The organism is Paenibacillus germinis, assembly GCF_013141785.1.
Lineage (GTDB): Bacteria > Bacillota > Bacilli > Paenibacillales > NBRC-103111 > Paenibacillus_E > Paenibacillus_E phytorum.
The window spans coordinates 1-13,338 of the sequence record NZ_WHOC01000055.1 but is presented as its reverse complement, the minus strand read 5'-3'; the positions used below and the strand labels follow the sequence as shown (position 1 = coordinate 13,338).

The 13,338-nt window shown below is 42.9% G+C and carries 16 protein-coding genes and 2 tRNA genes; 12 read left to right on the top strand and 6 right to left on the bottom strand.

Features of this window, described 5'->3' with window-relative positions; all coding sequences use genetic code 11:
• The first annotated feature begins 5 nt into the window (after positions 1 to 5).
• The 3 genes from GC102_RS10810 (at position 6) to ade (ending at position 2,212) form a co-directional block, all read left to right on the top strand.
• A tRNA-Pro gene (locus GC102_RS10810) sits at positions 6 to 79 on the top strand.
• A 7-nt stretch (positions 80 to 86) separates the two neighbouring features.
• Positions 87 to 157, top strand: a tRNA-Gly gene (locus tag GC102_RS10805).
• Positions 158 to 418: 261 nt separating this feature from the next.
• A complete protein-coding gene (ade, locus tag GC102_RS10800) occupies positions 419 to 2,212 on the top strand; it encodes an adenine deaminase (protein ID WP_171689530.1) in 1,794 nt (597 codons plus the stop codon).
• On the opposite strand, the gene GC102_RS10795 is transcribed toward ade, so the two are convergent.
• The gene (locus tag GC102_RS10795; RefSeq protein ID WP_171689529.1) at positions 2,189 to 2,599 is read right to left on the bottom strand and encodes a hypothetical protein; all 411 of its coding nucleotides are present in this window, start codon (positions 2,597 to 2,599) and stop codon (positions 2,189 to 2,191) included. The two genes, ade and GC102_RS10795, sit on opposite strands and share 24 nt — an antisense overlap.
• Before the next feature lie 17 nt (positions 2,600 to 2,616).
• Positions 2,617 to 2,847, bottom strand: a complete 231-nt coding sequence (locus GC102_RS10790) for a hypothetical protein (protein WP_171689528.1) — start codon at positions 2,845 to 2,847, stop codon at positions 2,617 to 2,619.
• Between the two features lie 212 nt (positions 2,848 to 3,059).
• Between GC102_RS10790 and GC102_RS10785 the strand changes: the two genes are divergently transcribed.
• Positions 3,060 to 3,836 carry an arylamine N-acetyltransferase family protein gene (locus tag GC102_RS10785; RefSeq protein WP_171689527.1) on the top strand — a complete coding sequence of 259 codons (777 nt, stop codon included), beginning with the start codon at positions 3,060 to 3,062 and terminating at the stop codon, positions 3,834 to 3,836.
• A 180-nt stretch (positions 3,837 to 4,016) separates the two neighbouring features.
• On the opposite strand, the gene GC102_RS10780 is transcribed toward GC102_RS10785, so the two are convergent.
• Positions 4,017 to 4,181: a hypothetical protein gene (locus GC102_RS10780; protein ID WP_171689526.1), complete on the bottom strand. Its 165-nt coding sequence runs from the start codon at positions 4,179 to 4,181 to the stop codon at positions 4,017 to 4,019.
• 97 nt (positions 4,182 to 4,278) lie between these two features.
• Here GC102_RS10780 and GC102_RS10775 point away from each other — a divergent pair, with 97 nt between their 5' ends.
• From GC102_RS10775 to GC102_RS10765, 3 genes are all read left to right on the top strand, one after another.
• The gene (locus GC102_RS10775; protein ID WP_216628022.1) at positions 4,279 to 5,316 is read left to right on the top strand and encodes a helix-turn-helix domain-containing protein; all 1,038 of its coding nucleotides are present in this window, start codon (positions 4,279 to 4,281) and stop codon (positions 5,314 to 5,316) included.
• Positions 5,317 to 5,486: 170 nt separating this feature from the next.
• Positions 5,487 to 6,341 carry an oxidoreductase gene (locus GC102_RS10770; RefSeq protein WP_171689525.1) on the top strand — a complete coding sequence of 285 codons (855 nt, stop codon included), beginning with the start codon at positions 5,487 to 5,489 and terminating at the stop codon, positions 6,339 to 6,341.
• A gap of 93 nt (positions 6,342 to 6,434) precedes the next feature.
• Positions 6,435 to 6,620 (top strand): hypothetical protein, encoded by a 186-nt coding sequence (locus tag GC102_RS10765; protein ID WP_171641671.1) that lies wholly within the window; start codon positions 6,435 to 6,437, stop codon positions 6,618 to 6,620.
• Between the two features lie 221 nt (positions 6,621 to 6,841).
• Here GC102_RS10765 and GC102_RS10760 read toward each other — a convergent pair whose 3' ends face one another.
• The gene (locus GC102_RS10760) at positions 6,842 to 7,228 is read right to left on the bottom strand and encodes a helix-turn-helix domain-containing protein (RefSeq protein ID WP_171689524.1); all 387 of its coding nucleotides are present in this window, start codon (positions 7,226 to 7,228) and stop codon (positions 6,842 to 6,844) included.
• Between the two features lie 197 nt (positions 7,229 to 7,425).
• Between GC102_RS10760 and GC102_RS10755 the strand changes: the two genes are divergently transcribed.
• The 3 genes from GC102_RS10755 to GC102_RS10745 all read left to right on the top strand — a co-directional run bounded on the left by GC102_RS10755 (position 7,426) and on the right by GC102_RS10745 (position 8,856).
• Positions 7,426 to 7,866, top strand: coding sequence for a HEAT repeat domain-containing protein (locus GC102_RS10755; protein ID WP_376769360.1), 441 nt, complete (start codon positions 7,426 to 7,428; stop codon positions 7,864 to 7,866).
• Between the two features lie 25 nt (positions 7,867 to 7,891).
• Positions 7,892 to 8,077 (top strand): DUF3934 family protein, encoded by a 186-nt coding sequence (locus tag GC102_RS10750; RefSeq protein ID WP_171641675.1) that lies wholly within the window; start codon positions 7,892 to 7,894, stop codon positions 8,075 to 8,077.
• Between the two features lie 143 nt (positions 8,078 to 8,220).
• Entirely contained in the window at positions 8,221 to 8,856 is a 636-nt protein-coding gene (locus GC102_RS10745) for a spore coat protein (RefSeq protein ID WP_171689522.1), read from the top strand.
• 55 nt (positions 8,857 to 8,911) lie between these two features.
• On the opposite strand, the gene GC102_RS10740 is transcribed toward GC102_RS10745, so the two are convergent.
• Both GC102_RS10740 and GC102_RS10735 read right to left on the bottom strand, forming a co-directional pair.
• Entirely contained in the window at positions 8,912 to 9,658 is a 747-nt protein-coding gene (locus tag GC102_RS10740; RefSeq protein WP_171689521.1) for a YqcI/YcgG family protein, read from the bottom strand.
• 64 nt (positions 9,659 to 9,722) lie between these two features.
• The gene (locus GC102_RS10735) at positions 9,723 to 10,316 is read right to left on the bottom strand and encodes a DUF1989 domain-containing protein (protein WP_171689520.1); all 594 of its coding nucleotides are present in this window, start codon (positions 10,314 to 10,316) and stop codon (positions 9,723 to 9,725) included.
• A gap of 279 nt (positions 10,317 to 10,595) precedes the next feature.
• Between GC102_RS10735 and GC102_RS40300 the strand changes: the two genes are divergently transcribed.
• Together GC102_RS40300 and GC102_RS10725 are read left to right on the top strand one after the other, a co-directional pair.
• A complete protein-coding gene (locus GC102_RS40300) occupies positions 10,596 to 11,942 on the top strand; it encodes an ATP-binding protein (protein ID WP_376769359.1) in 1,347 nt (448 codons plus the stop codon).
• A gap of 93 nt (positions 11,943 to 12,035) precedes the next feature.
• Positions 12,036 to 13,103 (top strand): FUSC family protein, encoded by a 1,068-nt coding sequence (locus tag GC102_RS10725; RefSeq protein WP_171689518.1) that lies wholly within the window; start codon positions 12,036 to 12,038, stop codon positions 13,101 to 13,103.
• Positions 13,104 to 13,338: the final 235 nt, after the last annotated feature.

Here is a 13,338-nt window from a genome sequence, read left to right as displayed (position 1 = left end):
CTTATCGGGACGTAGCTCAGCTTGGTAGAGCACCTGCTTTGGGAGCAGGGGGTCGCATGTTCAAATCGTGTCGTCCCGATAGACGCGCGGGCGTAGTTTAATGGTAGAACTTCAGCCTTCCAAGCTGATCGCGCGGGTTCGATTCCCGCCGCCCGCTTTAATGATAAAGATCACCTTCGGGTGGTCTTTTTTCGTTTGAACGAAACATCTGAATGACCGTTGCACCGTATAATTTAATAAAAAGAAATGGGAAATCCTCTGCTGTAGCATGCAACCCTTGAGAAAAACCTTTTTCATGGTAAATTTAATATGAAGTGATACAAATAATGCAAGTAAACCGATGTTCAGGGAGAAGTGACGGTTGTCACCGAACCGGAAAAGGTCAATTAATTTAAATACATAAAGGAGTACAAAACCCATGACTCTAAATAAAAGAAATAGACTAGTTGAAGTGAGCAGAACGCTAGCTAAGGTTGCACTAGGCGAAGCTTTTGCCGATGTAGTCATTAAGAATGGAACACTCGTCAATGTGTATTCTGGTGAATTACTTAAGCATATGGATGTTGCTGTTGCCGCTGGGAGAATTGCGTATGTAGGGAATGCAGACCATACCATTGGGGATCAAACGGTCGTTATCGACGCAACAGGGAAGTATATATCTCCAGGATTTTTAGATGGTCATATGCATGTTGAAAGCACGATGCTTTCTGTTACCGAGTTTGCCAAAGCGGGATTAGCCAAAGGAACAACGGGGATTTTTATGGACCCTCATGAAATTGCCAATGTATTTGGAATAGAAGGTGTAAGGCTGATGCACGAAGAGGGGCAGCAGCTGCCTCTCAAAGTATTCACGACCTTCCCATCCTGCGTACCAGCGACTAACGGCTTAGAAGATGCAGGTGCAAGCTTAGAAGTGACCGATATTAAAGAGGGACTGCAGTGGGATAATGTGGTCGGACTAGGTGAAGTCATGAATTTCCCTGGTGTCGTTTACGGTGATCCGAAAATGTGCGGGGAGATTGAAGAAACGATCAAGAGTGGTAAAACCGTCACAGGACATTTTCCAAGTGATGATGATCGTATGCTGCAAGCGTATATAGCGTCCGGCGTGACATCTGATCATGAAACCGTAACAAGGGAACAAGGTCTTCACAAAGTCCGCATGGGCATGCACCTTATGATTCGTGAAGGTTCTGCCTGGCATGATGTCAAAGAGGTCATTAAGGTGGTAACCGAAGATAAGGTCAACACGTCCAATATTTCGCTCGTTACGGATGACGTAAATCCGCAAACTTTGGTGGAGAAAGGGCATCTCAATCATGTGGTGCGCCGCGCAATCGAAGAGGGTGTCGATCCTGTAACAGCGATTCAGATGGTAACGATTAATGTGGCGCGCTATTTTAAAATGGAGCAAGATTTGGGCAGTATTACTCCCGGTAAATGTGCTGACATTTTATTGCTGGATAATTTACAGAAGGTCGAGCCTTCAACTGTCATTACTGATGGTCAAGTTGTTTTTGATTATGGCATGCTTACGGTTGATTTCCCCGATTTCGTCTACCCCGAGCACATCCGTAATTCCATGAACGTTAAGCGAGAGCTTACGCCTGAGGACTTCAAGCTTGTAAGTCGCAGTAATCAGGAAAAGACAAAGGTTAATGTCATTAACGTTATTGAAAATAGTGCAAGAACAGAGAAAATGACAGCAATGCTGGGTGTTGAGCAAGGGATCATCCAACCAGATGTTGAGCAGGATATTATTCGTCTCGCCTGTATCGAGCGGCACCGTGGAACGGGTCAAATTTCACTTGGCTTTACGCATGGCTTTCAATTGAAGGTAGGTGCGGTAGCCTCTACAGTGGCGCATGACAGTCACAATCTAATTGTTATGGGGATCAATGAGCAAGATATGGCTTTGGCAGCTAATGAGCTTGTCAAAATGGGAGGCGGCATGATCGTTGTAGAGAACGGTAAAGTGCTGGCTCAAGTACCGATGACCATCGCAGGCCTCATGTCAGATAAATCATTGCTTGAAGTCGTTAAAGAGGTTGCAGAGCTCGAAAAAGCGTGGAAACAAATGGGTTGCCCGCTGAACGCTCCGTTTATGACATTCTCATTAATTGCTTTACCTGTTATTCCTGAAATTCGGATTTCAAACCGAGGTCTTGTCGATGTTACACAGTTCAAGCTAATTGAAGTGGAAATTGGTTAAGTGGCTAAATAAATAGGTCCAAAAGGACTTATCCTTTTTATTCTTTTTAGAAGGATGACGTTCGGCGCGGGAGGTTTGGATGGTTTGCGGGAGGCTAGGAACGAGCTCAGCTTCCATCCTGACTGTGATTTCGGTTTCCTCGATAATCGGCAGATCTAGGGTGGTGGCCGCCACCTCATCTCGAATTTGGTGCAACAAATTCAATTGCTGTTCAAATTCGTCTACACGTTTGGAAAGCAACATGTTCTCTTGTTTTAACTTTTTTATAAGCTCATATAGTAATTTCATGGTTAGCTTCGGTTTCTCTGAGTGCTCATTTTCTTCGTTATTATTAGTGGGAGACAGCAGCAAGATCAACTCTTCATCACTGATTACCTTGTTTGACACAGTATGGCCCCCTTAAATTAATGAATCTCGCTGAGCTGCCCATCCGTAAAAAGATAATCTTTGGGAAGAAGTGAAAGATTAATGCTCCGGCTGCAGTCGATATACTGCGGATAAATAACTTGGATAGATTCCTCTTCTTGAATTGGATAGTTAATGATTTTATTCTTTTTGATTATATCTATAAAAAGATGAAACATGATGGTGATAATTAACAATCCCGTTGCACATAGCTCTAAGTTTTGAATCATAAATTAGCCCTCCTATGAATCTTTTTTCATAGATTAACGGATTAGAACTAAAATGTCGCTCGAAAACCGTTGTCGTTTTGTAAGCTTTTATGAAGAGTTAAACTGGAATATATGACGGAAATAGGGTGATGATGGTATTTTTTTAAAGTATATTGTTGTTAAATCGCACTATCTTGTCTATCAATGAAAAAAATAAGGATGGAGTGTTCAACATGTTCAGTAAAAATAGTCAGATTCAGGCCTATCTGGAGCGTATCGGATTTAAAGGTTCGCTCGATGGCAGCGCAAAGACACTGGCCGACCTGCAGGAGTGTCATCTGCACACGGTTCCGTACGAAAATTTGGACATTATGAACCGCATAGCTTTATCGTTGGATCCTCAGGATGTATATCAGAAGATTGTTGTGCGTGGGCGCGGTGGGTACTGCTTTGAGCTGAACGCTTTATTCGGTTGGCTGTTGCGGGAGCTTGGCTACTCGGTCACTGACTTGGTTGCTCGATTTTGGCGGGATGAACCGAACACACCACCGAAACGACGTCATCACGTCCTGAAAGTAGAAGCAGAAGGCACGACTTATTTGTGTGATGTCGGAGTAGGCGGGATTGTCCCCCGCAGGCCGATCGCATGGATCGAAGGTCTTGAACAGCATCAAGGCGGAGAGTACTACCGTCTCGAGCGCGATGCCTATTACGGTTGGATGCTATGTGAGCAGAAGAACAACAAGGAATGGAACCGCATCTACTCGTTTACGGAGGAGCCTCAGCTGCCGAAGGACTTCACCTTTGCGACCTTCTGGTGTGAGAACGCCCCGGATTCGATATTTACCAAAAGCCCAATGGTAGCCATGCGCACCCTGGAGGGACGAAATACGCTGGCTGGCCGAGAGTTTCGCATCTTTACATCCGCGGGGGTTAGGACTTTCACTCCGCAGACTGAAGAGGAGTATAAGGCTGCCTTGCAAGAGCATTTTGGTATTCATCTCGATTAATCATTAATGTAGTCATGTACTACAATAGTTGGATTTCCATTTATTCAATGACGAAGAGGACCCCGAAAGAGGGGCCCTTTTTCTTTTTCAAACTTAAAGTTCTTATCTACCACTGTGAAAAAAAGAACGCTGCAGCAGCGTCCTTTCCGTTAGAGAAACCATAATCCGATTATGTTCTAATTACGAAAGTGATAACTTGCTGTCCTCACGTTCTAACGCTTTCTGCTGCTCTTTGGTGAAAGTACAACTTAGCTTTGGTAGTCCAGTGTATTTGTTGATGTAGATAGTTCTTGCAACGCCGTGAATGAATTTCATTTGTTTGGTCCATTCTTTTGGGTTGAACATGGCCATCAACTCCTTATATATATATTTCCTACAAATTCTCCACGATAGCGATATTGGAAGCGCTTTATTATATTAATATGTTCAAAGGATATGGTTGATGCATCGAGCAAAAGTACTTCAGAACAACGCGAAAAGACAAATCAGTGTCATCCAGCAGGAAAATGTCATATTCCATGGTACAATTAGGGAGGATATCTCCTATCATCAGCCTGAGTTTGGTTATCATCATTTGGAGTGGGGAATTGAGGGGAGGGTGCGCGTGACCCAAAGAATAATAAAAGCACCGCAAGGCTTAGCAGCATCGCCATTCAATCAAAGCGTTTTGAAACTCAAAGGGCTCACAGTCATTGAATCGTGCACCAACACGGTAGGAAAACAAGGGACTATGTTCTTAGAAGACTACCTTCTCATGTTTGTGCTGAATGGCACTTATACGGTGCGATACGGCGATCAAGTGTACGTTGTTCATAAGCATGAAATGGTACTGTTGCAAAAATCCATTGTCATTGAATATGAAAAATCAGGCGAACCTAATCAGGCGTACTTATTAGAGTACATGATGTTTTTTCTAAAAGACGAAGTGCTCAAAGACTTTATTAAAATGGCGGACATTCAATCTGCGCAGCCAACAGTGTTGGTACCTATTTTTGTAAATCCGATAAGTGAACGACTGTTAACCTATTTAGAGTCTCTAAAACCATATTTTAACGAACCCGATAACATTGAGGACGGATTAATTAAAATTAAGTTGTTGGAATTGTTGTTTGATCTTAGCCATGCCAATGAAAATATCGTGCAGCAATTACTTCAATTGAAGCAGCAGGTACGATCCGATATCTCAACCGTCGTGGAACAAAATATCTTGAATCCTGTTTCGGTGAATGATTTAGCTTATTTATCGGGAAGAAGCTTGTCCAGCTTCAAACGGGATTTTCAAACGATTTACAACACGTCCCCATCACTATGGATTCGGCAGAAACGCTTGGAGAAGGCCAAAGAATTGTTGACCTATTCGGCCATGTCAGTAACGGATGTTTGCTTTACGACGGGCTTTGAGAATGTTGCGCATTTTTCGAGGGTTTTCAAAGAGCATTTTGGCTATACCCCGTCCTCTTACAAGCAACAGTTAAGCTAAAAACTAACAGAGATCTTAGTTCGGCACCCGCCGGGCTAAGTTTTTTTTATTTGAGCTAAATGGACAAATACTTTGGGCTTTTTGGAAAAGTAGGTCGGAATGCACTGTGATAATCTTAGGTCATGAAATCTTCATTTCAAAAATGACGACGAGAAGGAGACAACAACATAATGACAAATCAAAAAGTATGGTTCATCACCGGCGCATCTAGAGGCTTCGGATTGGAAATTACAAAAGCTGCTTTAGCGGAGGGCAACAAGGTGGTAGCCACCGTTCGCAGCAAGCCTGAACAACTAGCCGCGCAGCTTGAGAACAACGAAAATTTATTGGTAACTGTGCTGGATGTTACGGACGAAGCTCAAGCCTTAGATGCAGCGAAACAAGCAACAGACAAATTCGGAAGAATTGACGTGCTAGTCAATAATGCTGGTTATGGATTGCTGAGTGCCGTTGAGGAAGCTTCGAATGAAGAAGTGAAACAAAATTATGGTGCCAATGTTTTCGGTTTACTAAACGTTACCCGCGCAATTTTACCCTACATGCGTAAGCAGCGTTCGGGACATGTCATCAATATTTCATCAGTTGGTGGATTAAACGGGTTTGTGGGCTGGGGGATTTATGGTTCCACCAAGTTTGCTGTTGAAGGTATTACGGAGTCCATGGCTTTGGAATTAGCTCCTTTAGGGATTTATGCAACCACTGTGGAACCAGGCTTTTTTAGAACGGAATTCCTTGATCCAACATCTTTGATAAGAACCGCTCATGTCATCGATGATTATGCAGGCACAGTGGGAGAAATGCGAAGCTTTGCCACACAAGTTAATAAGAAGCAGCCTGGCGATCCCAAGAAACTCGCACAAGCTTTCATTACATTGGCCAACGCTGAAAAGCCTCCTGTTCATTTGCCTTTAGGCAATGACACCCTTGCTATGTATAGAGAAAAGACGGCAAAGTTTGAAAAAGACATTGAAGACTGGTATGACGTTATTACGGGAACGGATCATGATGATGTAAGGGGATTTTAATCTTGTTCACAACTAAGACAAATGGACAAGGATGACCGAATATACTTATACGGAATCATCAGAAGTTGTTTATCGACTAGGAGGTGTTTCGGTATGGTTTATTGGTTGTTGGCCGTTATCGTGGTTGTGGTTGGTCTATTGATTTACATGAACGTGAAGAAACGCAAAGTGGTACCATCGTCTGATTTGCAAACACATAAGTCGTGCGCGTATTGTAACGAGGAAATTGCAATCGATGCAGCTGTATGCAAGTACTGTAGGGGTGTTGTCGTAAATTGAGGCTGATATAATGAATAGCAAATGAAGCAGCGGTCAGTTCGCATGAGTGTGAGCTGGTCGTTGTTTTGTTTTTTTGCTAATCAGTCGTTCATACGAATAACATGGGGCTGTCCTATAAGTAGGTAAATCTACTTATAGGACAGCCCTTCCCCTTCGAAATTCTCAACCTGGGGGCTGAATTTCCCATATGGATCTGGGACAGCCCCATACATACCGAAACGCTAACTTTTCTTATTCCTTTTACCAGACTCCTTGGCATCAATGGTATCCAGGAAATCATTCGTTGTCCGAACGACATACTTAACCTCATCAAGCCCTCTCTCCATGAGCATGCTTTTATGAATATCCAGAATCAACTTTTTCTCATGAATTCCTTCACCATCAAGCTTCTGAAAATTGAACAACTCGCTAGGATCAATTTCTAAGGCATTCATTAAGACTTCCAACGTAAGAAGTGAAATATTCCTTTGACCTCTTTCTATATCCGAAATGTGCGATTTACTCATACTTTCCTTGCCTGTTTTTTCAGCCAACTGATCTTGTGTTAACCCCTTTAACTTTCTAACCATTCTTAACCGCTCGCCAACCAGTCTTAAAAAATCGGACATCTCATTCACCTCAAATTGAGGTTATTGAAATCGTTGATAAAAAGAGATACCCGTATAATATGATAAATTATATAAAATCCTGTATAAATGGTACTCTTATGTCCCATTTATAAATATAATCACCAAAAAGTTGGCGCTCCACCTCAAAAAAGTGTAACATCAATCTAATAACAGCAGACAGAAGGAGCTTGAATCATTTGACCATTGAATTAAATAACGAAATACCTCCCAATTTAGAGGAACTAAAAAAATCGGCTAGCCGTACATCCAATTGGAGAGAACGTCTAGAAGCCGTTGAAGCATTAGGTCAGTATAACGACCAACAAACCATTAACATACTAACGCGTATGATGAGCGGTGATGCTGTATATCCCATTCAAGAGGCTGCTTACCGCAAACTCAGAGCATTTGGTGAGGATGTTCAGCTGCCGCCAAGGAAAAAAGGTGACTTGATTAAAGGTGCAGGTAAAGTTTTTGTGCGCATTAAGAAGAGCTTGCCGGAAGGTCATACGTTTGAAGAGTTTAAAGAGAAGTTACAGAAGACCAGAAGTGATGTATATGATACGTACGAAGGCGACAAAGGGTCTGACTTCGATCAATGGCTTGAAACCACATGGGCATCGTTGCTGAAAAAATAGAAGCACAACATAATGGAGTGAGTACATGAGCAAAGCGAAGGGTAAAGGCGGAACCGGTAGAGGGACAGACAGTAAGGGCTGGAATCGATGGCAAGCTAGCGCCAACAGAGCGAAGAGTGCCCCAAAACCTTATAAAAGTAAAGGTCTACTAGCAGCTGCCAAAGCAGCTAAGGCCGCGAGTAGCAGCAATGGCGAAAAGCCAAAAGCTTAGCGGCTGCTGCTTATAGGTCTCATCTCAAATAATCACACCCTCGGCATCCTGCCGGGGGTATTTTACCTGCAACACGAATAAAATCGCTCAACATAACTCATATTATCGAAGTTACTATTCCATTCAATAAAGGAGACTTCGAGATGCAGCAGCAAACGCCAAACAACAATATGACACAAGGAATGCAGAATATGAATCATGGGGGGCATGAGCTCTTTGATTTGCACGAGGTGTTAGCCTGTACGATTAATGTGCTGGACCAATTTATGATCTTCAGACAATTCGTCCAAGATAACGAGCTTCTGGATATTTTGGATCGTCAGTACAACTTTGCGCTGTTCCATTACAACATAACGGCAGAGTGCTTTTCAACCGGGCAAAAGCCGAGTCAAGAAACGCAGACGTATATGATCCGAAATCTATCGCAGCCGATCTACGGTATCAAACCTACACAGCCCAAAAAGCCGAATCAATCGCTGGCTGATGTGAAGGATGCAGGCATTAGTGCTCATATGCTAGGCCTTGTGAAATCCCATGCTGCGCTATTGACGATGACTTCCGTTGAAGTGACCAACCCTGCTGTGCGTCGTGTTTTGGCTTCCCAAGTACAGAACTTTATTGAGATGGCCTATGAAATTTTCTTGTATCAAAATAGAAATGCCTACTACCAAGTTCCACAACTTGAGGCAACCGATATGCAAAAAATGCTTAACACCTTCGTTCCGGCACAAGGAATGCCGCAAATGCCACCTAATAACAGAGCAGGAACTGTACACTAAATTTAAAATAAACCAGCATCGGTCCCATCAACCCATGCTGGTTTTTCTTTGCTTTTTAAGCTTTATTTATCATGGAAGAGAAGGGGCATTTAGGGGCGACACTTTCATCATCCCGCAAGAAATACTGTTCCCACTCTAGGTTATCGGATTGACCGTACCATTTCAAAGAGGGATGAGCTGGAACGCCGTCGTACTCGACTAACTTCTGACGAATCAGCTTTTTCATATTACGGCCAAAAGGGGTCGACTCATTGATTTCTTCGAATACCCACCGCGGCTGAAACGTGATAAGGAAACAAGGAGTCCGTCGGCTCTTCCGAATCTCGTGCGCAGGGGTTCCGCAAAAGGCGAAATACGGATGCCCGTTATAACAGAACTCCCAGGAATGATGGGTAGGATCTGACGAAATATGTGAAGGCCAAGGGGCCTGATCTTTAGCGCTTACCCGGCTTAAAACCGACCAAAACAGCTGTTCATAATCTTCTATGGAAAAGCTACTGGCTAGTTCGTCAGGTGAATTAAAAAAAATGACTAGTGAAGCATATTTACCCGTTTCACGCGAACAATCACCGTATTGCTGCAAGAGCTTAGCAACATCATTGACAGCTTCCTCGGATCTAGGATCTCCTGCAAATCCGAATCGTAGACTATTAGAGATAAAGCCAAGACGGCCGGGTATACAAGGGTACATCTGGTCCGGATCATTAATCATATGACCAAATTTGCGAAAGGCATCCTGCTGCCATTCCAGCAGATCCGTTTGATGATCCTCAACCCAGTCTTTGGAGATTAAATTAGCCATGTCAAAACCCTCCTTCATCCATTCGGTGCATACTATGCGAAGGAGAAAAGGTGGGTGAATGTCCCTAGTTCATAATTTCCACATCAATAGGTGTGCAAACATATCCATTACAGGCGCTTTCTGAACAGGGGCAAGCAGATACCGCCACGAATAGGTCCGTCTCTGCGCGAAGCTCGACATAGTCGCCAGGTTTGGATAGCGGCCTTTCTATCCTGATTTGTCCAGAAGGCAGAATAACCGTGTTCATAAAAAAGTTCAAAGAATAGTGTTGATCCGGAGCTGGAATGCTGAACTGAGCAAGGGCTTGATTTAGATTATAATAGCAGCTTGCGTGGCTTTGTTTATCGTATAGCAATTCATACATTTCAGAGCGGCAAGGAGAGTTAATGAAATCGTGCTGACCTACGGTATCAGCCACAACGGAGAGCAGTGGGCTATATGTATTGGAGTAGAGAAGATCCCCAGGCTTTATTTTCATCGCACGCAGCACATCCATGGTAACCCCTGGATCCAGACGCACGCTGGTGTCGTCGGCACGAAAAGCGATAAAGTCAGCAATCTGCTCACCTTCTACATCGGTTATACGGACGACTTGCCCTTTTCCTAACTTAAAACCAAGCCCTTGCGTAGGGGGAATTCGCCATTTTTGTTTGATCATTGGTGTCCTCCTGCAGAATTAGGTACGATATTATCTTAACAGTATGGCTACTCGGAGGAGGTGTCATTCAAGCGGAATTTGAGTGCTTATTTCTAGCTGTTTCAAACCAACATAGATAAGGGTATTTTCATAGAAGGCGAGTTGTTATAATTTGAAGTAAGCCATTAAATTGTGTGAGTTTGGGGCGGAGGTATTATCATAACCATTTGTATAAGCTTTGTAGTGAATATTTGCATTCTGATAACTTGTGCTTATCTATTCAACCTTGGCTTTAAATATATGTTTCAGCATGCATCTTGGACTGTGAAACAGACGGTACTTGTCGCCATTTTTATAGGTTCAGGTTGGCTAACGATGTTCTTTGGTGTGAGGGTATCTGAATACATGCTATTTGATTTGAGAGTCGTTCCCATCATTTTCGGAACACTTTTGTTCCGTAAATACTATATGTTACTCATTATTGGATTTGGAATTGCTCTGGCCAGGTACACCATTACCGGTATAAATCCACAATCTGTTACGGGGTCGCTAAATATTATGCTGATGGGTTGTTTGGCAGCGATCCTTGTGGCTAAATATCAAAAAAGTGCTTGGAGCTATAAGAAAAAGGCGCTCATTTCGATCCTCTCAATTAACTCGCTTCAGGTCATTTGTATTGCTAGTTTTGGTGCTGTGCCTAAGAGCATTTATTTGACTAAAGTTGCTCCTTACACTTATCCAGCTGCCCTATTACTAAGTGCCTTCTTTGTCTTCATTATTCGAGATTTCTATAAGGAGCAGCAGCGGGCGGATAAGATACGTAATATGAATGTTATTCTGCGAAAACAAACCAAGAGGCTTCTACAATCGAAGCGTGAGCTAGAGAAGAAGGCGCAACAGTTAGCGCAGGCTTCAGTCTATAAATCCGAATTTATTGCCAACATGTCGCATGAACTCAAAACGCCGCTAAACAGCATAATCGTTTTATCAGATCTGATACGGGAAAGTGAAGACGTAACGAGTTTAAAAGAAGTGAATCAATATGCAAATATCATTCATACATCGGGTAATGAACTGCTTCAAATGATCAACAGCGTATTAGATTTATCTAAGATCGAAGCGGGCAAGATGGACATGCTTTGGCAGCCAGTCGTTATCGAAGAGCTGACCCATTATATCAAACAACAATTCGAGCCCATGATGGATTCCAAAAAGCTGCGCTTTGACGTGACCGTTGGAAAAGATGTGCCATCGATCATTCAAACAGATTCACATAAGCTCAACCAGATACTTCGAAACCTGGTCATGAATGCGCTAAAATTCACAGAAGAAGGCAGGATTACCTTATGCGTTGAAAGTCGGGATAACAACGATGATTCATCTAGGTGGATCGACTTTGCGGTTTGCGACACTGGCATCGGTATTGCCCTGGACAAGCAAAAGTTGATATTTGAAGCATTCCAGCAAGGGGATGGAGCAACGAATCGTAAATATGGAGGAACAGGTCTTGGCTTATCCATCAGTTTGCAGCTTGCCAATTTGCTCAGTGGTTCTCTCACTCTTCAGAGTGAGCATGGTAATGGCAGTAAGTTCATTCTTAGCCTGCCCTTGCAACCTTGGATGAATTATTCGGAGGATGCCGGCTAAGCGTATCTAAATTCTAAACCACATCTTTGCATCCATATCCTTACCTGTGTAAGATAATACTGAATAAGATTTTTGTGGATGAGGTGGGGTTTCATGGTTTTCGGTGCGCGCGTGTGGAAGACGGGGATTGCAGTAGCTTTGGCCTTATACATAAGTGCTTGGCTCAATTTCTCTCCTCCTGTTATTGCGGCCGTAGCGGCAATTTTTGCCATGCAGCCTTCGATCTACCGATCTTGGCGCTATTTCCTAGAGCAGTTGCAGACGAATATTCTAGGTGCGGCATTAGCACTCCTTGCGGGTATGTTTTTCTCTAATAACGTGATTGCTATAGGAATTGTATGTATTATTGTCATCATCATTAGTTTAAGAGTGGGCATGGAGGAAACGATTGGTCTTACCTTAGTTACCGTAGTAGCGGTCATGGAGGCTTCTGGAGAGTGGCAATTTGCTATTAATCGATTGCTTCTGAGTTTGATTGGTATTGGTTGTGCATTCGTGGTGAATGTCCTTTTCTTTCCACCTAAGCCCAAAGAGCAATTCGCCTCACAGATTCGTACTATTTTTGCCAAAATGTCGCTCCTCCTTCGCACGGTTATCTCTAATGAAATGAAAGAAGCCGTATTCCGTGAAGAAAAAGAAGGTCTGCGCAGCGGCTTGAAGTCTTTATCGGATAAATACAGACTCATGGAAGAAGAGATTAAGAAAATCAAGGGAAGTGGGTTAAACCGTATTCGTGAACTCGTTGTTTACAAGCAGAAGCTTCTCGTAATGTACAAAGGGCTTGAGGTTCTTGAAGCTGTGGATGAGCACTATTTTCAAACGTCCCGCACACAGGCAATCGATGTCTATTTCGATGATCATTTGGAAAAGCTAATAAAGTTCCACGAGCACGTTCTGTTGAAATTCGATGATAAACTCAAAGATGACTGTTCGGAAGGTATGGAGATGGAAGCAGAGAACGAGCGTTTCATGACAGTACTCATCGACCGTTATAATAAGCAGCCGGTAGGAATGTTGCGTTTGTCGGTTGTGGCTGCGGCTATGTACGACTATGGTCATCAGATAGCGCGGTTGGATAAGCTGGTTGAGCATGATCATCGTGGAGAATCACAAGAGAGAGAACCCCTCGATTTATTGCTCAAAAGCATTAGATTAAAGTAGATTAGAGCACTTTTCATAAAATACTCTTACGGAACCTTTCGTTTGTCAGATGTTCTGGCCTCGGGAGGTTCCTTCATAAAAAAATAATTAAAGGTTGCTTTACGAAATTGTATGTGCTATATTATGATTCTTGTTCCAAACGGACAAGGAGCAAGCGATTATAAATGAGTCTGAACGTGTTGAATATCTTCACGAATGGATAAATAAAATAAAAGCTTGCAAATGAAATTCCAAT